Raw genomic sequence first — 20633 nt, forward strand, 5'->3', positions numbered from 1 at the left:
GCCCGGTCCCCTCCCCCGCCCCCGGCGAGCTGCTGATGAAGGTGGAGGCCGCCGGCATCAACCGCCCGGACGTGATGCAGCGCAAGGGCCTCTATCCGCCGCCGCCCGGCGCCTCGGACATTCCGGGCCTGGAAATCGCCGGCACGGTGGTGGCCCTCGGCGCAGGCGCGAGCCGCTTCAAGGTGGGCGACCGGGTCTGCGCCCTCGTCACCGGCGGCGGCTATGCGCAATATTGCACCACCCACGAGGCCACCGCCCTGCCCATTCCCGAGGGCCTGAGCGCGGCCGAGGCGGCGGCCCTGCCGGAAACCGCCTTCACCGTGTGGAGCAACATCTTCGAGCGCGGCCAGCTGAAGGCGGGCGAGACGCTGCTGCTGCACGGCGGGTCCAGCGGCATCGGCACCACGGCCATCCAGCTGGCCAAGGCCTTCGGTGCGCGGGTGGTGGTGACGGCGGGATCGGACGAGAAATGCGCCGCCTGTGTGACGCTGGGCGCCGACCTGGCGGTGAACTACCGCACCCAGGATTTCGTGGCCGAAGTGAAGAGCTTCACCGCCGGCAAGGGCGCTAACGTGATCCTCGACATGATCGGCGGCCCCTACATCCAGAAGAACTACGAAGCCGCCGCGCAGGACGGGCGCATCGTGCAGATCGCCTTCCAGCAGGGCGCCAAGGCCGAGGTGGATTTCATGCGACTCATGCTGAAGCGCCTGACCCACACCGGCTCCACCCTGCGCTCGCGCCCGGTGGAGGAGAAGGCGGCGCTGGCCGCCGCCATCGTCGAGAAGGTGTTTCCGCTGATCGCGGCGGGCAAGTACCGCCCGGTGATGGACGAGACCTTCCCGCTGGCCAATGCGGCCGCCGCCCACGCCCGCATGGATGCGAGCGCCCACGTGGGCAAGATCGTGCTCACGGTGGACTGAAGGGGAGCCGCTCTCGCAGGGCACGCGCGTCGCCCTCCGGCCGGGCCGGAGGGGACACCCTTGCGCCCCTCAGGGCCGCCAGTCGGCGGGCGGGACGCCTGTGCGCTGGATGGCCTCGAGCACCTCGCGCTGGCGGCGATCCGTGCGCTTCATGTGCACGGCGATGACCGCATGGGCGGAAGGCACCAAGAACAACAGCGGGAAGATCAGGCCGAGCAGGATGCACGGCACGATCATGATCAGGTTGATGAGGGCCGAAATCGGCTGTCCGTTCACCAGCAGGCCGAGCGGCGGAAGCAGAGCGGCGAGAATGTAGATCATGGTCGCGTCAGGCCCTCCTTAAAGGCCTCGGCATCCATATGGTGTGGCTCACCGCGCCCGCAAGGTATCGTTACCCCGGCTGGCCCTGCGGGTGGTTGATCGCAGCCGGCGAAGCCCCTATTCGGAACGCCCGGCGACGCGCCTCCCGCCCCCCAAGGCGCGCCCCTAGAGCGCTTTCCGTTCGCACCAGCTCACGGCAATCGCTCTAGATTCTTGTATTGACGCGTTTTCTTCACGCGAACCGGCATCCACTTCGCTCGAAAACGCTCCAGGGAAATACTCATGCCGCGCCACGCGCTGCCGCCGCAGGTTCTCATTCCCCTCATCGTCGCATGCGCCCTGTTCATGGAACAGGTGGACGCGACCGTGATCGCCACCTCCCTGCCCGCCATCGCCGCCGACCTGAAGGAAGACCCGGTGGCGCTCAAGCTGGCGCTCACCTCCTATCTGCTCTCCCTCGCCGTCTTCATTCCGGCCAGCGGCTGGGCGGCGGACCGCTATGGCGCGCGAACGGTGTTCCGTTCCGCCATCGTGATCTTCACCGTGGGCTCGATCCTGTGCGGGCTCTCCACCTCTCTCACCGACTTTGTGCTCTACCGCATCATCCAGGGCATGGGCGGGGCCATGATGGTGCCGGTGGGGCGGCTCGTCATCCTGCGGTCGGTGCCGAAGACGAAGCTGGTCTCCGCGCTGGCCTGGCTCACCATCCCCGCCCTGCTGGGGCCGGTGTTCGGGCCGCCGCTGGGGGGCTTCATCACCACCTATTTCGACTGGCGGCTGATCTTCTTCATCAACGTGCCCATCGGCGTGCTGGGCGTGTTCCTCGCCACCCGCTTCATCGAGAACGTGCGGGAAGAGGATGTGCCGCCGCTGGACCTGAAGGGCCTCGTCCTGTCCGGCATCGGGCTTGCCGGCCTCGTCTTCGGCTTCGCCGTGCTGGGGCAGGAGCTGGTGCCGGTGTGGGCCGCCCTCGGCGTGGCCGGCGTCGGCGCGGTCGCTTTGTGGCTGTATGTGCGCCACGCGCGAGTCACCCCCCATGCGGTGCTCGACCTGAACCTGCTGCGGCATTCCTCGTTCCGCGCCGGCGTGGTGGGCGGCTCCCTGTTCCGGGTCGGCATCGGCGCCCTGCCCTTCCTGCTGCCGCTGATGCTGCAGCTGTCGTTCGGCCTGTCCCCCTTTGCCTCGGGCCTCCTTACCTTCGCCGCCTCGGCCGGCGCCCTCGTCATGAAATTCACTGCCGCGCCGCTGCTGCGGCGGCTCGGCTACAAGCGCGTGCTCGTCGCCAACGCCGTGTTCTCGGCCGGCTTCATCGCCGTGAATGCGGCCTTCACGCCGTTCACGCCCCATTGGATCATCGTGATGGTGCTGCTGCTGGGCGGCTTCCTGCGCTCGCTCCAGTTCACCGCACTCAATGCGCTGAGCTATGCACAGGTGGAGCCGCAGGAGATGAGCCGGGCCACCTCTTTCGCCAGCGTGGCGCAGCAGGTGTCCCTGTCCTGCGGCGTGGCGTTGGCCGGCTTCGTGCTGGAGACCATGCGCGCCGACCGGGGCGAACTGGCGGTCACCCAGGGCGACTTCGCCGTCGCCTTCCTGGTGGTGGCGGTGGTGAGCCTCCTGAGCCTCGCCTATTTCGTCCGGCTGCCTAAAAACGCGGGCTCGGAACTCACCGGCCGCAAGCCCGACCTTGCCGACCCGCGCAGCGAGGTGGGGCCGGATCACTGATCGCGGGGCGCCTGTGCCTGGGCCGTCTCGGCGTCATCCATCTCGGCCAGCACAGCCTCGCCCCGGAAGCCGGTGGCAAGCACGTAAAGCTCGGCCGAATCGGCGCGGCTCGCGGCCGGCTTCACATGGCGAACCTGGGTGAAGTCGCGCTTGAGGTCGGCCAGAAGGGTTGCTTCCATGCCGCCCTGGATCACCTTGGCGAGGAAGGTCCCGCCCGGCGCCAGCACCTGGCGGGCGAACTCCGCCGCAAGCTCCACCAGGCCGACGATGCGCAGATGGTCGGTCTTCTTGTGGCCGGTGGCGTTGGCCGCCATGTCGGACATGACGAGGTCGGCCTGTCCGCCCAGCATGGCGATCAGGCGCTCCGGCGCATCGGGGGCGAGGAAATCCATCTGGGCGAATTCGACGCCGGGGATGGGCTCGATCTCCAGCAGGTCGATGGCGACGATCTTGCCCTGCCCGTCCTCCAGGCCGATCTTCTTCGCCGCCACCTGGCTCCAGCCGCCCGGGGCAGCGCCGAGGTCCACGATGCGCATGCCGCGCTTCAGCAGCCGGGCCTTCTCGTCCAATTCAATGAGCTTGAATGCGGCGCGCGAGCGCCAGCCCTCGCGCTTGGCGCGGGCAACATAAGGATCGTTGAGCTGGCGCTGCAGCCATTTCTGGGAGGACGTGGTGCGGCCGCGCGATTTTTTCACGCGCACTTTCAGGGGCCGGCCGTCCGGCCCGCGGGATGGGGTGGTCACGCGCGTGCGTCTCCGGAGGGGGGGCTGGAGGGGCGATTGCGCCGCCAGGCGCCATCAGCCCGCATCAACTGCACCAGCATGCCCTCGCGCAAGCCCCGGTCCGCCACCCGCAGGCGATCGGCGGGGAAAACCCGGCGCACCGCCTCCATGATGGCGCAGCCCGCCAGCACCAGGTCCGCCCGCTGGGCGCCGATGCAGGGATTGGCCACCCGCTCCTCGAACGACATGCACATGAGCCGCTCCACCACCTCCGCGATGTGGCTGGCACCGAGCCACGCGCCGTCCACCCGGGTACGGTCGTAGCGGTCGAGGCCGAGATGGATGCCGGCCACCGTGGTGACGGTGCCGGAGGTGCCGAGCAGGTGCAGCCGGCCCGGGGCGCGCACGCCCCAGCTCTGGCGCACGCCGTCCAGCATGCCGCTCACCTCATCCACCATGGTGTGGAACACGTCGGGTGAAACGCGGACACCGCCGTGCCGCTCGGACAGGGAAACCACGCCCACCGGCAGCGACACCCACGAACGGATGCGGGCCCGCGGCGGCCCGTCGTCCCCTGCCGAGCGCCGGCCCAGCCACACCACCTCGGTGGAGCCGCCGCCGATGTCGAACAGCACGGCGCCGTCGCAGGTGGGGTCCACCAGCGGCGCGCAGCCGGTGGCGGCGAGCCCCGCCTCGGTGCGGCGGTCCACCACCTCCAGCTGGAGGCCGGTCCGCTCTTCCACCCGGGCACAGAATTCCGCACCGTTCTCGGCGGCGCGGCAGGCCTCGGTGGCGACGATGCGGGCGCGGGTGACGCCGCGCAGGTCCATCTTGGACGCGCAGATCTCCAGCGCCGCCACCGCCCGGGTCATGGCCTCGTCGCACAGGCGGCCGGAGGCGGTCAGCCCCTCGCCGAGGCGGACGATGCGCGAAAACGCGTCCACCACGCGAAAGCTCCGGGCCGTGGGGCGCGCCACCAGCAGGCGGCAATTGTTGGTGCCGAGATCGATGGCGGCATAGACCGCGCTGGCGTTGCCGTAAGGGTAGGATGGCGCGGGATGCGCGCCGGCCGACACCGATGCCGCGGAAACCGGGCTCTCGGGAGCCGGGCGCGTCGGGGGCGCACAGGGGGGAACCGGGCCGGGCGCAGCGTTCTCGCCGGGAGAAGAAATCGGATGGCGGGAGGGAACCTCGTCGGGAGAATGGTCAGGAGAATCGGAGCCGGCAGCCGAATCTGTGCCCGCAGCCGCAGGCCCCGTCGTCCCGCGGCGTGCATCCGTTACGCTTTCCGCAACGGCACGCTCGCGGCAAGACTGCCCCGGACCCGCCCCGGGTCCGTGCGTCTCGTCCCTCATGTCCATCCCCTCGCCGCAAGGCGGAAACATGCGCTCAGGCCTGCCGCTGGGTCAGCGACGGGCTGCGCCTTGCGGCCAGTGTAACAGCGCGCGCGATGTGTGCAATGCCGGGGCCTGCCCACTAAGAAGGCAGTGCCCCGGAAAAGGTCACTCCGCGGCGGCGCGGCCCGTCAGGTCGAGGGTGAGGCCGGCGGCCAGCGCATCGGCGCGGAACGCCTTCACGGCGTCGAGGGACAGCTCGGCGGCGGTGCGCGAGCCCATGGCCGGGAGCTTCTTCAGCACGTCGGCGGGGGCGGTGATGATGTGGCAGCCCATCTCGTCCGCCTCGATCACGTTCCACACCTCGCGGGTGGAGGCCCAGATGACCTCCACGTTCTTCGTCTCGTTGGCCAGCGCCACCGCCCGCGAAATGGCGGGCTTGTAATCGATGCCGAGGTCGGCAAGGCGGCCGGCGAACACCGAGATGATGGAGGGGGCGCCACCAGCCAGCGCCTTCACGCCCTCTTCCACCTGGGGCACGTCGAAGATGGCGGTGAGGTTCACCTTCACGCCGTCGTTCACCAGATCGCGCACCAGCTCATAAAGCGTCTCGCCGCGGGTGGTGGAGACCGGGAGCTTGACGTGCACATGCTCGCCCCAGGTGGCGATGACGCGGGCCTGGGCGCGCATTTCCGGGATATCGTCGGAGAAGACCTCGAACGAGATATGCCGATCCGGCACGGCGGCGACGAGATCGCGGGCATAGGCCTCGTAATCGGTCACGCCGGCCTTGCGCAGCAGGGACGGATTGGTGGTGAAGCCGGCGATGTGGGGCTGCTTGGCCATTTCCACGATCTGCGCCTTGTCGGCCCCGTCGGTGAACAGCTTCACCTTCAGGTCGCTGAGCTTCACGGACATGCTTTTACTCCCTTGATCCCGTTTCGGCCCGCATCCTAGAGCAGCGGCCGACGCCGCCGCAATGCAAGGCGGGGGGATAATCGCCGGCCCATGCGGCAGCGCGATGACGCAGCCGCCCCATCGCCCTGCCCCATCGCCTCCCCCATCAACGCTCCATTAACCATGCGGGAAGGTTGGTGCGCCCGGCAACCTCCCGGAAAGGGGCATCCGGCATGCTGCCTTCCATCCGGGGTCCCGGGCTCAGGTTGTCAGCGGTGTGAGGCGGGGATGGTGGCGACGGACATGGTGGAGCGCATGGCGCGCGCGATGCACGCATTCTCCCGGCAGCGCTATCCCCTGCTGGAGCCGTGGGACGAGCTTTCGCCCGAGCGGCGCGCCTATCAGCGCCAGCTTGCCACCCACGCCCTCCAGGCCCTTACCCCCCACGACGTGATCGAGATCACCTCGCGCGCGGCGCCCGAGATCGTCGCCATCCCGGTGGAGCCCACCCACTGGGCGCTCGCGGAACTGCAGGAAGCCGCCATCGCCGACAACGGCACCGCCATGGATGCGCGGCGCCGCTATCGCTCCTTCCTCGCCACCGCCTCCCTGCCGCTGGCCACCCGCTACGCCGAGAGCGAAGGCGCGCGCTGAGCCCGCACTATTCCGCCGCGAGGGCGACCTCTTCCGGCTGGCCGCGGCCGGACCGGCTGAGGTAGCGCCGGCACTGCTGCTCCTTGTCGTAGCCGAGCAACGTGCCGAGCATGAAATCCTCTTCCGCCGTCAGCGTGTTGAGCGGCCGCGTGACCACCGCCCGCGCCACCGCCACGAAGGCCGGACGGCCGAAGAAGAGGTTCACCTTCACCGGGCTCACCTCCTGCACGAAATGGTCGATGCCATGGCGCCCGAGCCGCGCCAGCACCAGCGGCAGCTCGGCGCGGCAGAGCGTCATGAGGAACAGGGCGCGCACGCCCCGCCCGTATTCGTAGACATGGTGCTGGAACAGCCGCATCACCGGCGCGGCGCTTCCCTCCCCGACGGTGGCGACCGGGGACGCAGGCCACAGGGCCTCCTCGGCGACAAGCGCATCCCCGGGCGCGTCGATGAAGGGGCCTAGAGCAGCTTGCTGAGCCATGCCGTCACCCGTTTGTCAGTCAGACCGGATTGCGTGTCGAGATCGAGGGCGAGGCCGACGAACTGGCCGTCCCGTTCAGCCGTGGAGCCCACATAGTCGTAGCCGGCCGTGTCGGTGAACCCGACCACCACCGCGCCGAGGTCCGTCACCTCGTCATAGAGGATGCCGATGGCATCGACGAAGGAGGTGGGATAGCTCTCCTGATCCCCCGTGCCGAACAGCGCCACTTTCCTGCCCTTCAGGTTGGCGGTGCGCAGCTTGTCGATGTTCTCTTCCCAGTCGGTCTGCAATGTTCCGTCGCCATAGGTGGGCGAACCCAGGATGAGGAGGTCGCTATTCTCGAAATCGGCCTTGGTCGCGGTCTTGATGTCCACCGAACGGCCCTGGCATTTCTTTGAAATCTTGGACGCGACCCCTTTCGTGGCTCCGCCATCAGAGCCGAAGATCACCGTGACAATCATGGACCTGTCTCTTTATGGATTGATTCAAATCTGGAAAGGGAATGCCAGCCGCCGCGGACATCCCAACTCGCAAGCAAATGCTAGCCACATGAAATTAACTCAACAACACAGGATATTCACGGATTGAATAATAATAAAATTCGTCGTACTCATATGCTGTATTGAAAACGATCGATCGAGAATTATTATAAATCGATCTACAGTTTCGAGTTGTTCTGAATTAAAACAGGCGCAGGTCGACCGGCCAAATTTCGACGAGCAACGTTCCGACCGGCCGCGCACGACCCCGCCGTGGCGCGCGCCACGCTGCGCCCGCACATCTGCGCCCGCGCTCCCCGCCTTCATGGCTCCAAATGGCTTCAGCGTCCGGACGGTGTCGCGAGGCGATCCGTCCTGATCGGTCCGGACTCGCGTAGCGCGAGCCGCCCGCGCTCAGCGCAGCATGAAGCCGATGACAAGGGCGTTGGCGATGTCGATGAAGAAGGCCGACACCAGCGGCAGGATGATGAAGGCGATGGGCGCCGGCCCGTGGGTGCGCGTCACCGCCGTCATGTTGGCGATGGCGGTGGGCGTCGCCCCCAGGCTGATGCCGGTGAACCCGGCCGCCAGCACCGCCGCCTGGTAGTCGCGCCCCATGGCCGGAAACACCACGAACAGGATGTAGAGCACCGCCACCAGCGTCTGCAGGCCGAGCACCACGGCCAGCGCCGGCCCGAGCCCCCCCAGCGTCCACAACTGCATGCTCATGAGCGACATGGCGAGGAAGATCTTCAACGACAGGTCGGAGATGAGCGCCAGCGCCGGGGTGCGTGCCGGCCACGCCATGCGCGGCACGGCATGGGGCAGCGTGTTGGTGATGACGATGGCCACCAGCAGGCACACCACGAACATGGGCAGCTTGATGCCGGTCTGCTCCACCAGCCCTTCCAGCGAATAGGCGGTGAGGATCACCACATTGAGCACCAGCAGCGCGCTCAGGATGTTGCGATAGGTCACCTTGCCCGCGTCCGGCCCCACGTCGTCGTCGGGCAGGCCCACCATGGGGGGCAGGATCTCGTCGCTGCGCAGCTTGAAGCGGTTGATGAGGATGCCCGCCACCGGCCCGCCCACGAGGCTGGCGATGACGAGGCCCAGGGTTGCGCTGGCGATGCCCACTTCCAGGGCGTTGGGCAGGCCGAACCGCTGCGAGATCAGCGGCGCCCAGGCGATGGTGGTGCCGTGCCCGCCGATGAGCGACACCGAGCCCAGCAGCGGCGCGATGCCGTCCGGCAGGCCCAGCGCCTTGGCCCCGCCGATGGCCACCCCATTCTGGATGCCGAGATAGACCACAGTGAGCCCCAGCAGGATGAGCAGCGGCCGCCCGCCCAGGGCGAGGTCGGACAGCCGCGCATTGAGGCCGATGCCGGTGAAGAAATACAGCAGCAGCATGTCGCGCGCGGCGAGATCGAACAAGATGGCCAGGCCGAGCACGCGATAGCACAACAGCGTCACCACGGCGGCGAGCAGGCCGCCGGTCACCGCCTCGGGAATGTTCCAGCGGCGCAGCGGGGCGATCACGCCGTTGAGCCCGGCGCCGATGAAATACACCACGATGGCGAGGGTGAAGGTGAGGAAGCCGGAGACCTCAAAGGTGGCTGGCATGTCTTCCCCCAGGTTTCCGGCTGGTGTGATGGTTCGATGGGACGGCGGCCCGCCGGCCACCGGTGTGGTCTAGCCGCGCGGGGCGGAAAGCACAAAGCCTTCCGCCCCGGCTGGTGCGTCGGTGAGACCGGCACCGCGGCCCTTGGCCAGCGGCCTCAGAAGCTGCCGACCAGCGTGCCGAGCCCGATCACCACCACGAGGGCGATGAGCGCGCCCACCACCGCCGCCATGACGATATCGAGATAGCCTTCCTTGTGGGTCACCCCGCACACGGACAGCAGCGTCACCACCGCGCCGTTGTGCGGCAGGCTGTCGAGGGTGCCGGAGCCGATCACGGCGACACGGTGCATCAGCGCCGGGTCCATGCCGATCTCGGCGGCGATCTTCATGTAGGTGGGCCCCAGCGCGTCGAGGGCGATGGTGAGGCCGCCGGAAGCCGACCCGGTGAGCGCCGCGAGGATATTGGTGGCCACCGCCAGCGACACCAGCGGCCCGCCCTCGATGGACAGCACCCAGTTGCGCACGTCGGCGAAGGCCGGCAGCGAGGCAACGATGGCGCCGAAGCCGACGAGGCTCGCCACCGACAGGATGGGCAGCACGGACGCGTTGGCGCCCGCCGTCATGGTGGCGCGCAGCTCCGGCACGCTGCGGAAGTTGATGGCGATCACCGCGATGATGGCGGCCGTCAGCGCCACGATCACCGACCACACCCCGCCCACCGCCGAGAGGCTGGTGTTGCCCCACTGGTCAGTGGCGAGGAAAGAGGTGTCCATGCGCGGCAGGATGGCGAAGGACATCAAGAGGTTGACCACGATCACCACGATGATCGGCAGGGCCGCGAGCAGGATGGGCGGCTGCCGGGCGGCCGCGTCGCTGGAATGGATCTCAGAGGGGTCGAACGCCCCGGCCGTGGTGGCCCGCTCGCGCACCAGCGGGTCGTCGGCGGCCAGCTCGGCGGATTCGTCCGGCGCCGCGATCAGCGCGCCGAAGCCCTCGCCCTTGGCCCGCGCCGCATTCTCCCGCAGCTTCAGCCACCACATGCCGAAGCCCAGCATGACCAGCGAGGCGATGATGCCGAGGCCCGGCGCCGCGAACGGCGTGGTGCCGAAGAACGGCATGGGAATGGCGTTCTGGATGGAGGGCGTGCCGGGCATGGCCGACATGGTGAAGGTGGAGGTGCCGAGCGCGATGGCCGCCGGCATCAGCCGCCGCGGTACGCCGGACGAGCGGAACAGGGCGACGCCCATGGGCGCGAGCACGAAGAAGGCGACGAACAGGCTGACGCCGCCATAGGTGACGATGGCGCCCGCCAGCACCACGGCGAGAATGGCCCGCTGCGACCCGAGCTTCTGCGTCATGGTGTTGGCGATGGCGGTGACCGAGCCGGAATCCTCCATGAGCTTGCCGAACAGCGCCCCGAGCAGGAACAGCGGGAAGAATTGCGCGACGAAATCCGCCGCGTTGCGCATGAAGGTCTGGGTCCAGCTCGCCAGCAGCGGCTCACCGGAGAAGGCGGCCGCGATCAGCCCGGCGATGGGGGCGAGGATGAGGATGCTGGAGCCCCGGAAGGCCAGGAAGATGAGGACGGCAAGGCCGACGAGAATGCCGATGAGACCCATGCGTCACACCCCTTCCAGCAGCACGTCGAGATCGACGGAGGATTCAACGCCCAGCTTGTCGCCATGGCGCTCCAGGAACTCCTCCCCTGCCTTGCGCCCCTCGAGCTTCAGCATGGACAGGAAGTCCCATTCCGCGTTGAGCTTGGAGGAGAAGCCAAGGGACGCCATCAGCCGGTTCGGCACCATGTGGATGCGCATCTTGGCCCATTCGGCACCCTCGGTGTTGCCGGGATCGGCCACCTTGCGCATCAGCGCGATCATGCGCAGCTCCTTGAGCAGCACTGAATTGAACGACACTTCGTTGAGCCGGTTCATGATCTCCGAGGCGGTGCGGGGCGTGCCGGGACGCTCCACCGGGTTGATGGGGATCAGGATGGTGTCGTCGGAGCTCAGCTCGCGCACCAGCGGCGTCATGGTCGGGTTGCCGGAATAGCCGCCGTCCCAATAGGCCTCGCCGTCGATCTCGATGGCCTGGAACATGGTGGGCAGGCAGGCGGAGGCGAGCAGCACGTCGGCCGAAAGCTCGGCGTTGCGGAACACCCGGCCGCGCCCGGTGCGCACATTGGTGGCGGTGATGAACAGGCGGATGGGGGACGCCTTCAGCCGCTCGAAATCGATGCTCTCGTCGAGGATCTTCTTCAGCGGGTTCACATTGCCGGGATTGAGATCGTAGGGCGAGAACAGGCGGGACAAGATGTCCATGCCCACGAACATGGGCGAGGTGTCGATGGTCCAGCGGCCCAGCAGCCGGTCGAGCGGGCCGCGCTGGAACGGGCTGTAGCGGGCGGCATCGGACACCGTGCGCCAGTAGCGGTCGAGGGCGTCGCGCGCGCCCTGCGCCCCGCCGGCGGCATAGCCGTCGGCCAGGACGGCGGCGTTCATGGCGCCGGCCGAGGTCCCGGAGATGCCGTCGATCTGGAGCCAGCTTTCCTCCAGCAGCCGATCGAGCACGCCCCAGGTGAAGGCGCCGTGGGAACCGCCGCCCTGCAGGGCGAGGTCCACGAGGAGGGGGGAGCGGTCCATGGTCACACGTCTCCAGTCAGTTTGCCCGCGCCCTCATGGGGCGGGCGCGCTTGCGAACCTTGGCGTTTCCCGGTCCCGGTCTTCCAACGTGTTTTTATAGGCCGTGTTTCTTGTCGTTCGTCAGTCTTCCGCCCGGTGGGCCGTGGCCCGCGCGTCAGGCGCGGGCCGGCTTGGGCGTCGCGGGCGCGGTCGCCTGCTCGGGACCCGTGTCGGGCCCGAACCAGGCGACGTAGAGCGCCGGCAGGAAGATGAGGGTGAGCAGCGTGCCCACCATGAGCCCGCCCATGATGGCGAAGGCCATGGGGCCCCAGAACACGGTAGGCGCGATGGGGATCATGCCCAGCACAGTCGACAGGGCGGTGAGCATGATGGGCCGGAAGCGGATGGAGGAGGCATGCACCACCGCATCCCACACGCTCTTGCCCGCCGCCCGGTCCGCCTCGATCTGGCCGATGAGGATGACCGCGTTCTTGGTGATCATGCCGATCAGCGCCAGCACGCCGAGGATGGCCACGAAGCCCAGGGGCCGCCCCGAGGCCAAGAGCGCCGCCACCACGCCAATGAGGCCGAGCGGCGCCACCGACAGCACGATGACGAGGCGCTGGAAGCTCTTCAGCTCGAACATGAGCACGGAGAACATGAGCAGCAGCATCACCGGCACCACCGCCACCACGGAGGCGAGCGAGGCCGCGCTCTCCTCCACGGTGCCGCCCACGGTGATGGCGTAGCCCGGCGGCACGGTCTTGCGCAGGGCCTCGATCTTCGGATCAAGCTGCGTCACCACGCCTTCCGGCAGGATGCCGCGCCGCACGTCCGCCTGCACCGTCAGGGTGGGCACCCGGTCGCGGCGCCAGATGGCGGGATAGTCCTGGGCGTAGTCGAAGGTGGCGATCTGGCTCAGCGGCACCGTCCGCCCGCTGGGCAGCGGCACCTGGAGGGTGCCGAGGGTGGCCAGCGAGACGCGCTCCTCGTCGGTGGCGCGGGCCACCACGTTGACGAGATAGATGTCGTCGCGCACCTGCGTCACCGCCTGTCCCGACAGCACGGTGTTGAGCACGCCGGCGAGCTGCGCCGTGGACAGGCCCAGCAGGCGCGCCTCGTCCTGGTCCACCTTGATGCGCACCTGCCGCGCCGGCTCGATCCAGTTGTAATTGACCGTCTCGACCTTGGGGTTGGAGGCCATCACGGCGGCGAGGTCGAAGGCGATGGCGCGCACCTTCTCGATGTCCGGTCCCGAGACGCGATACTGCACCGGCCAGCCCACCGGCGGACCCAGCTCCAGCGGCGAGACGCGCGCGACGAGCTGGGGGAAGTCCTCCGCCAGCACCTTCTCCAGCTTGAGCCGGAGGCGGTCGCGCCCGGCCACGTCCTTCGCCACGATCACGGTCTGGGCGAAGAAGTCGTTGGGCAGCTGCACGTCGAGGGGGAGATAGAAGCGGATGGCGCCGCGGCCCACATAGGTGGACCACCGCTTCACGTCCGGGTCCTTGGCCAGCACCGCGTCGAACGCCTCGGCGACCTTCTCGCTCTGGTAGATGGAGGCGTTCTGCGGCGAGGCGAGGTCCACCAGCAGCTCGGGCCGGTCCGAGGAGGGGAAGAACTGCGAGGGAATGAGCGGCAGCGCCAGCACCGCAAGCGCGAACAGGCCGAGGGTGACGGCGATGGTCGCCCAGCGCAGCCGCAGGCAGAAGATGAGGAAGGCGCGGTAAAAGCCCATGACGCCCGTGGGCGGGGCATCGGGATCGGGCACCTTGTCCCTGGCTGGGGCCTTGAGGATCAGCACCTGCATCAACGGGGCGAACAGCACCGCCACGATCCACGACACCAGAAGCGCGATGGCCACCACGGCGAACAGGGTGAAGGTGTATTCGCCCGCCGACGAGGCCGCGAAGCCCACCGGCACAAAGCCGGCGATGGTCACCAGCGTTCCCGCCAGCATGGCCCCGGCATACGCCTTGAACGCGTAGGCCGCCGCCGTCACCTTGTCGTCGCCGGCGGCGAGGCGGGTGAGGGTGGCGTCCGTGGTGGTCATGGCGTCGTCCACCATGAGCGCCAGGGCGATGATGAGCGCACCCAGCGAGATGCGCTGCATGTCGATGTGCACCAGCTGCATCAGCGCGAACACGATGGCCAGCGTCAGCGGGATGGCGAGGGCCACGATGGCCCCGGCCCGCACCCCCAGCGCGATGAACGACACCACGAGGATGATGGCCACCGCCTGCCACAGGCTTTCCATGAACTCGGCGATGGCGCTGTTCACCGTCACCGCCTGATCCGCCACCAGATGCGCCTCGATGCCCACGGGCAGGTCGGCGATGAGGCGGTTCATGGTCGTGTCGATGGACTTGCCCATGGCAAGGATGTCGCCGCCGTCGCGCATGGCGATGGCAAGGCCGATGGCCGGCTTGCCGTTCACCCGGAACATGGGCTGCGGCGGGTCGGCATAGCCGCGCCGGATGGTGGCGATGTCGGCGAGGCGGATGAGCCGGCCGTTCACCACGAAGTTCACGTTGGCGACGTCCGCCTCCGAGGTGAAGGCGCCGGACACGCGGATGGAGATGTTCTCCGCCCCGGTCTGGACCTCGCCCGAGGGGCGCACGATGTTCTGGCTCTGCAGCGCGGAGAGCACCGCCGTGCGGTCGATGCCGAGGCTGGCGAGGTCCCGCATGGAGAACTCGATGAAGATGCGCTCGTCCTGCGCGCCGAGGATCTCGATCTTGGAGACATCCGGCACGTGCAGCAGTTCGGAGCGCACGTCCTCCACATAGTCGCGCAGCTCGCGATGGGTGAAGCCGTCGGCGGTGAAGCCGTAGATGATACCGAAGGTGTCGCCGAACTCGTCGTTGAAGAACGGCCCCACGATGCCCTGCGGCAGGGTGTGGCGGATATCGCCCACGCTTTTACGCACATGGTACCAGATGTCCGGCACCTCGGCCGCCGTGGCGGAGCCCTTCAGGTGCACGAAGACGGTGGTGGTGCCGGGCTTGGTATAGCTCTCCAGGAAGTTGAGCCTGGGCACTTCCTGGAGCTTGCGCTCCAGCCGCTCGGTGACCTGCCGGAAGGTCTCGTCCAGGGTGGCGCCGGGCCAGTTGGCCTGCACCACCATGGTCTTGATGACGAAGGTCGGGTCTTCCGCCCGGCCCAGGTTCCTGAAGGCCATGATGCCGGCCACCACCGAGATGGCCACGAGATAGATGATGACCGAGCGGTGCTTCAGCGCCCAGGCGGAGAGGTTGAAGCCGCCGCTCACAGCTGGGTCCCCAGAAGGCGCACCTTCTGCCCCGGATGCAGCGCCTGAACGCCCGCCGTCACCACGATCTCGGAGGGCTTGAGCCCCTCGGCCACGCTCACGGTTGCGGGGCTGAAGCGCAGCACCTCCACCGTGCGCAGGGAGACGGTCTGCGCCTTCGGGTCCACCACCCACACCGCCGGCTTGTCATTGAAGCGGGTGAGCGCGCTGGCCGGTATCTCGATCACCGGGCCGCTGTCCACCACCACGCGGCCGATGACCGTGGTGCCGAGCCGCAGCCCCTCCGGCGGATCGATGAGGCCGACGCGCACGCGGAAGGTGCGGGTGACGGGATCGGCCTGCGGCGCCACCTCGCGCACCCGGCCGGTGGCCTTGACGGCGGGATCGCCCGAAAGGGTCACCTCCACCTCGGGATCGCCCGGCAGGGAGGTGAGAAGGGCGGCCGGCACCTCGAACACGGCGTCACGGCCGTCGCGGCGCGCCACCTCGATCACCGGCTGGCCGGCCTGCACCACCTCGCCGGGTTCGGCCCGCCGCTGGGTGACGACGCCGGCAGAATCCGCCTTCAGCTCGGTGAAGCCGAGCCGGTCCTGCGCCATCCGCAGGCGGGCCTCGGTGTCCTCCACCTGGGAGCGGGCGTTGAGGAAGGCCTGCTCGGCCTGCTCATACTGGGCGCGGGGGGTGAAGCCGCGGGCCAGCAGCTGGCGCTGGCGCTCGTACTGGTTGCGGGTCTGGCTGAGATTGGCGTTGGCCGCCGACAGCGCCGCCTGGGCCGAGCGCAGGGCGTTCTGCTCGTCCTGGGGGTCGAGCCGGGCCAGCACCTGCCCGGGCTTCACCTGGTCGCCCACAGTGACGAGCCGCTCGATGATTCGCCCGCCGATGCGGAAGCCGTAGGTGGCCTCGTTCTGCGCCTCCACCTGGCCGGTGAGGGTCACCTGGTCGCTGGCCGCGCGGCTGGTGGCGAGAATCGTGCGCACCGGGCGCGGCTCGGGCGCCTTCGCCTCCGGCGCCTCGCCGCATCCCGCCAGCAGCAGGGCGCCGCCGAGGAGGACCGCCGATGCTCCCAGCCGAAGGACTGCGGAAATGACGGCGTCGGGCGCGCGATGGATCACGTCGGCCACGGGACAACTCCTCTTAGCGCACTGCAACCGCGTACCCTATAGCGGAGGTCGCCGGGCGCGGCCAGAGCGCGCGGACCCGTCTTGACCTTGCGTGAAGTCGGCCGGGCAGCCCCCTTGGCCGCGCGCCTTGGACGGAGTTCAGCCGCCGGCGCCGAGCTGCCGCAGCGGCCGTCCATCGAGCACATCGGCCTCGATCTCCTCCAGCCCCACGCGGCGCGTCTCCGGCACGAACAGCACCGAGACCACCAGCGACAGCACGCAGACCACGAAGAAGATGCCGATGGTGCCCGCAAGGCCGATGCCCTGCACCACCGACAGGAAGGTGCCGGCGACGATGCCGTTGAAGAGCCAGCTGGTGGCCGAGGCCACCGCGATGCCCCGCTCCCGGATGGCGGAGGGGAACAGCTCCGACATGAGCACATAGGGCAAGGGCCCGAGGCTGAGGGCGAAGGCGACGATGTAGGCGCACAGCCCCGCCAGCGCCACCCACGGCCAGTCGGCCAGCGCCGCGACGATGACGGCGCCAAGGCTCACCGCCATGGCCGCCGAACCCGCGATCAGCAGCGGCCGGCGGCCGAGCCGGTCCACCAGCGCCATGGCGGCAATGGTGGCGATGACGTTGAACAGGCCGAGGCCGAAGGTGGCGGCCAGCGCCGCGACCCCCGCCGGAAAGCCCAGCTCGGTGAAGATGTGCGGTGCGTAATAGAGTATGCCGTCGATGCCGGAGAAGTTCTGCAGCACGAACAGCACGCTGCACAGCACCAGCACTGCCCCGGTGGCGCCGCGGCCGAGCACGGCGCGCCAGTTGGCCCCGTCGGGTGCGCGCTCCTCCCCCATCTCGGCGGAGATGCCCAGCGCCCGGGCGGCCGCTTCCGCACGCGCGCTCATGCCCCTGGACCTGAGCCAGCGCGGGCTTTCGGGAAGCAGCAGGACGATGGCGGCGCAGGCCACCGCGATCAGCACCCCGCCGCCCAGCATCTGCTGCCAGGAGGCGCGGCCGATCAGCGCCAGCGGCACCGCATAGCCGGCGAGGATGCCGACGGTGATGGCGAGCTGGAACAGGGAGACCACCGCCCCCCGGTGTCGCGCCGGCGTCACCTCCGCCGCATACATGGGCACCACCATGGACGACAGGCCGACCCCGAGCCCGATGAGGATGCGGGCGGCCACCAGCATGCCCGCCCCGGGTGCAACGCCTTGTCCCAACGGAATGAGAATATAGCCGGCAATGGCCAGCAGGGCGGCGAGCAGGCAGGCGGGGCGTCGACCGATTCGCGCCGACACCGGCGCGGCGGCGGCGGCCCCCACGAAGCAGCCGACTAACAGGGAGGTCACCACCATCTCGGTGGCGCGGGTGGACAGGGCGAAAGCCTGGGCGATGGCCTCGACGACACCTGCGATGGATGCTGTGCTGAAACCAAACAGAATGCCGAACAGCAGCACGAGACTGGCCGTGAGCAGCAGCGTCTTCATGAGGTCGCTCCGGAAGGTCCGCAGCCGCGGTGAGGTATTCCTTAGCCGCCACACGGAAAGGACTTGTAAGCTGCGGCGAGGCTGGAGCATAAGTACAGCAAAAATCCCGGCACGACAGTTTCCAATCGACAAATCCGGTATTCAGGGGAGAGCGCCACGTGACTGCCTCGGCCGCTGCGCATGAGCACGCCAACCGTCTGGCCATCGAGGGGGGGGAGCCGGTCCGCAAGGCGCCGCTGCCGTGGGAGCTGCCCGGCGCCCACTGGATCGGCGACGAGGAGCTGGAGCTGGTCTCCCGCGTGGTGCGCGCCAAGAGCCCCTTCCGCTTCTATGGGCCGGACCTCCAGCACATGGTGGACACCCTCGAGAAGGAGTGGTGCGCCGCGTTCGGCCACAAGCATGCGCTCGGCGTGTCCTCCGGGACGGCCGCCCTGTCCATCGCCATGTCCGCTCTTGAGATCGGCCCCGGCGACGAAGTATTGGTGCCCGGCTATCTGTGGGTGAGCTGCGTGAGCGCCGTGGTGCGCGCCGGCGCAATCCCGCGCCTCGTGGACGTGGACGACTGCTTCACCCTCGATCCCGCCGACGTGGAGCGCAAGATCGGCCCCAACACCCGCGCCGCGCTCATGGTGCACATGAGCGGGGCACCGGGGCGTGTGGCGGAGGTCGCCCGCATCTGCCGCGAGCGCGGCATCGGCCTCATCGAGGATTGCGCCCAGACCGCCGGCTCCAGCCAGAACGGCAAGGCCGTGGGCACTTTCGGCGACGTGGGCATCTTCTCGTTCCAGCTCAACAAGAACATGACCTCCGGCGACGGCGGCATGGTGGTGACCGAGCGCGACGACCTCTACCGCCGCATCGTGGCGCTGCACGACCTCGGCTATCCGCGCAACGCCCAGGGCCGGCTCGACACCTCGGACGAGACCTGCCAGCTGTGGGGCGTCGGCGCCCGCATGTCGGAGCTGACCGGCGCCATGTGCCTCGCCCAGATGCGCAAGCTGCCGCAGATCACCGGCGCCATGCGCTCCGCCAAGTGGCGCATCCGCGACGCGCTGGAAGGCACGCCCGGCCTCGGCTTCCGCACCATTCCCGACCCGGCGGGCGACACCGGCCCCTTCCTCATCATGACGCTGAAGGACGAGGCCACGGCCCGCCGCTTCGTGGATGCGCTGCGCGCGGAAGGCATCGCCGGGCCGCCCGGCTCGCTGGCCTGCCTCACCATGCGGGAATGGGGCATGCACTGGTACTCGAACATTCCGAGCCTGGTGCACAAGCGGTCCGACAGCCGCGACGGCTTCCCCTGGACCCACCCTTCCAATGCGTTCGGTGCCGACTACAGCTATGCCGCCGGCGCCCTGCCCCATTGCGACGAGTTGAACGCCCGCGGCGCGCTGCTCACCATCGCCTCGACGCTCACGGCGCAGGACGTGGATGACATCATCACCGCCATGCGCAAGGTGGCGAAAGTCGTGCTGGCCTAGAACACGCGTTCTCCATCTCTGATTGAAAGGGGCGATCCATCGATCGGATTTAAGTCAATCTGATCGGATCGCGCACCAAGCCCCGTCCGGGGTCCAGCACAACAAACACCAGAAACCGCACTTCGGGAGGGGCGCCCATGATGTACCTCATCGCAGCCATAGCCGGCATTGCCGGGGCGCTGTTCGGCTTCGACGAAGGCGTCATCGCCGGCGCCCTCGCGCCGCTGCGCCGCGACCTCGGCATCGATCCCGTCGCCGAGGGTATGATGACGGCGGCGGTGCCGTTCGGCGCCTTCCTCGGCGCCATCGTCGCCGGCCGCCTCGCCTTGCCCCTGGGCCGGCGCCGGCTGCTGCTGGCCGCCGCCGTGCTGTTCGTGATCGGCGCGCTCCTGAGCGGCCTCGCCTTCGGGCTGTGGACCCTCACCTTCGCCCGGCTGATCATCGGCCTCGGCGTCGGCGTCGCCGCCATGATGGCGCCGCTCTACATCTCCGAATGCGCGCCGGCGGCCCAGCGCGGCATGCTGGTCTCCATCTACCAGCTCGCCATCACCCTCGGCATCCTCGGCGCCTATGTGGTGGGCTACGCCTTCGACGAATCCTGGCGCTGGATGTTCGCGGTGGGCGCGGTGCCCGCCATCGCCCTGTTCGTGGGCATCTTCGGCCTGTCGGACACCCCGCGCTGGCTCGCGGTGCGCGGACGGGAAGCCGAGGCCCGCGCCGCGCTTGCCCGCATGCGCGAGAAGCCGGAGAGCGATCCCGCGGTGAAGGCCGAGTTCGCCGAGATCCGCGCCGGCGCGGTCCAGGACGAGACCCGCAAGGCGCGCCTGTCCGACCTGCTCACCCCCCGGGTGCGGCCGGCGCTCATCGTCGCCATGGGCCTGTTCCTGCTGCAGCAGCTCTCCGGCATCAACGCGGTGATCTATTACGCCCCCACCGTGTTCGAGCTGTCCGGCTTCAGCTCCACCACCACCCAGATCCTGGCCACCGCGGGCATCGGCGTGGTCAACGTGCTCATGACCATCGTCGGCATGATGCTCATCGACCGGCTGGGCCGGCGGCTGCTGCTGCTGATCGGCTTCGCCGGCACGGCGGTGGCGCTGGGCGTCATCGCCATCGGCGCCGCCACCGGCAGCGAGATGATGGGCAAGCTCGCCCTCGGCGGGCTGGTGCTCTACATGGCCTCCTTCGCCGTCGCCATCGGCCCGCTGCCTTGGGTCATGATGTCGGAAGTCTTCCCGCTTGACGTGCGGGCGCTGGGCATGAGCATCGCCTCGCTGGTCAACTGGGGTTTCAACTTCCTGGTGGTGTTCAGCTTCCCGGTGCTGGTGGCCGAGTTCGGCCTGGCCGGCGTGTTCGGCCTCTATGCGGTGGTGTGCGTGGTCGGCCTCGCCTTCACCCAGTGGCTGGTGCCCGAAACCTCCGGCGTCAGCCTGGAGGAGATCGAGCGCCACCTCGACAGCGGCCGCCCCCTGCGGGACCTCGGCCGCTTCACGCCCCGCGCCGCCTGAGG

Annotated in this window: 17 protein-coding genes; 5 read left to right on the forward strand and 12 right to left on the reverse strand. The window is 68.9% G+C overall.

All coding sequences use genetic code 11. The features are described from left to right. Positions 1 to 923 (forward strand): NAD(P)H-quinone oxidoreductase (locus tag K9U41_RS06730; RefSeq protein ID WP_282640083.1); only part of this gene is annotated, 923 nt, incomplete at its 5' end. Positions 924 to 992: 69 nt separating this feature from the next. Here the strand turns inward: K9U41_RS06730 and K9U41_RS06735 are convergent. Next, on the reverse strand, positions 993 to 1244 hold the full coding sequence (locus K9U41_RS06735) for a hypothetical protein (protein WP_282640084.1): 252 nt from the start codon (positions 1242 to 1244) through the stop codon (positions 993 to 995). 282 nt (positions 1245 to 1526) lie between these two features. Here K9U41_RS06735 and K9U41_RS06740 point away from each other — a divergent pair, with 282 nt between their 5' ends. Next, a complete protein-coding gene (locus K9U41_RS06740; RefSeq protein WP_282640085.1) occupies positions 1527 to 2966 on the forward strand; it encodes an MFS transporter in 1440 nt (479 codons plus the stop codon). On the opposite strand, the gene K9U41_RS06745 is transcribed toward K9U41_RS06740, so the two are convergent. The 3 genes from K9U41_RS06745 to K9U41_RS06755 form a co-directional block, all read right to left on the reverse strand. After that, positions 2960 to 3709 (reverse strand): RlmE family RNA methyltransferase, encoded by a 750-nt coding sequence (locus K9U41_RS06745; protein ID WP_282640086.1) that lies wholly within the window; start codon positions 3707 to 3709, stop codon positions 2960 to 2962. The two genes, K9U41_RS06740 and K9U41_RS06745, sit on opposite strands and share 7 nt — an antisense overlap. After that, a complete protein-coding gene (locus K9U41_RS06750) occupies positions 3706 to 4764 on the reverse strand; it encodes a Ppx/GppA phosphatase family protein (protein WP_432715745.1) in 1059 nt (352 codons plus the stop codon). Before K9U41_RS06750 ends, K9U41_RS06745 begins: the two co-directional genes overlap by 4 nt. Before the next feature lie 426 nt (positions 4765 to 5190). Next, on the reverse strand, positions 5191 to 5940 hold the full coding sequence (locus tag K9U41_RS06755) for a transaldolase family protein (protein ID WP_282640088.1): 750 nt from the start codon (positions 5938 to 5940) through the stop codon (positions 5191 to 5193). A 267-nt stretch (positions 5941 to 6207) separates the two neighbouring features. On the opposite strand from K9U41_RS06755, the gene K9U41_RS06760 reads away from it, so the two are divergent. After that, positions 6208 to 6573 (forward strand): hypothetical protein, encoded by a 366-nt coding sequence (locus tag K9U41_RS06760; RefSeq protein WP_282640089.1) that lies wholly within the window; start codon positions 6208 to 6210, stop codon positions 6571 to 6573. Between the two features lie 7 nt (positions 6574 to 6580). Here the strand turns inward: K9U41_RS06760 and K9U41_RS06765 are convergent, their stop codons facing one another. The 8 genes from K9U41_RS06765 to K9U41_RS06800 form a co-directional block, all read right to left on the reverse strand. Beyond that, positions 6581 to 7054 carry a DUF2023 family protein gene (locus K9U41_RS06765; RefSeq protein ID WP_282640090.1) on the reverse strand — a complete coding sequence of 158 codons (474 nt, stop codon included), beginning with the start codon at positions 7052 to 7054 and terminating at the stop codon, positions 6581 to 6583. Continuing rightward, a complete protein-coding gene (gene fldA, locus K9U41_RS06770) occupies positions 7033 to 7515 on the reverse strand; it encodes a flavodoxin FldA (RefSeq protein WP_282640091.1) in 483 nt (160 codons plus the stop codon). The genes K9U41_RS06765 and fldA overlap by 22 nt, the downstream gene beginning before the upstream one ends. Before the next feature lie 432 nt (positions 7516 to 7947). Continuing rightward, on the reverse strand, positions 7948 to 9156 hold the full coding sequence (gltS, locus tag K9U41_RS06775) for a sodium/glutamate symporter (protein ID WP_282640092.1): 1209 nt from the start codon (positions 9154 to 9156) through the stop codon (positions 7948 to 7950). A 155-nt stretch (positions 9157 to 9311) separates the two neighbouring features. Then, positions 9312 to 10775: a GntP family permease gene (locus K9U41_RS06780; protein ID WP_282640093.1), complete on the reverse strand. Its 1464-nt coding sequence runs from the start codon at positions 10773 to 10775 to the stop codon at positions 9312 to 9314. 3 nt (positions 10776 to 10778) lie between these two features. Next, positions 10779 to 11798, reverse strand: a complete 1020-nt coding sequence (locus K9U41_RS06785) for a patatin-like phospholipase family protein (RefSeq protein WP_282640094.1) — start codon at positions 11796 to 11798, stop codon at positions 10779 to 10781. Between the two features lie 154 nt (positions 11799 to 11952). Next, the gene (locus tag K9U41_RS06790; RefSeq protein ID WP_282640095.1) at positions 11953 to 15048 is read right to left on the reverse strand and encodes an efflux RND transporter permease subunit; all 3096 of its coding nucleotides are present in this window, start codon (positions 15046 to 15048) and stop codon (positions 11953 to 11955) included. Then, the gene (locus K9U41_RS06795) at positions 15045 to 16169 is read right to left on the reverse strand and encodes an efflux RND transporter periplasmic adaptor subunit (RefSeq protein ID WP_282640096.1); all 1125 of its coding nucleotides are present in this window, start codon (positions 16167 to 16169) and stop codon (positions 15045 to 15047) included. Before K9U41_RS06795 ends, K9U41_RS06790 begins: the two co-directional genes overlap by 4 nt. 138 nt (positions 16170 to 16307) lie before the next feature. Next, positions 16308 to 17642, reverse strand: a complete 1335-nt coding sequence (locus K9U41_RS06800; protein WP_282640097.1) for a sugar porter family MFS transporter — start codon at positions 17640 to 17642, stop codon at positions 16308 to 16310. A gap of 158 nt (positions 17643 to 17800) precedes the next feature. Here K9U41_RS06800 and K9U41_RS06805 point away from each other — a divergent pair, with 158 nt between their 5' ends. Both K9U41_RS06805 and K9U41_RS06810 read left to right on the forward strand, forming a co-directional pair. Then, entirely contained in the window at positions 17801 to 19123 is a 1323-nt protein-coding gene (locus K9U41_RS06805; protein ID WP_282640098.1) for a DegT/DnrJ/EryC1/StrS family aminotransferase, read from the forward strand. 137 nt (positions 19124 to 19260) lie between these two features. After that, positions 19261 to 20631 carry a sugar porter family MFS transporter gene (locus tag K9U41_RS06810; protein WP_282640099.1) on the forward strand — a complete coding sequence of 457 codons (1371 nt, stop codon included), beginning with the start codon at positions 19261 to 19263 and terminating at the stop codon, positions 20629 to 20631. Positions 20632 to 20633 lie beyond the last annotated feature (2 nt).

It is taken from the genome of Xanthobacter autotrophicus (assembly GCF_029991245.1).
Lineage (GTDB): Bacteria > Pseudomonadota > Alphaproteobacteria > Rhizobiales > Xanthobacteraceae > Xanthobacter > Xanthobacter autotrophicus_C.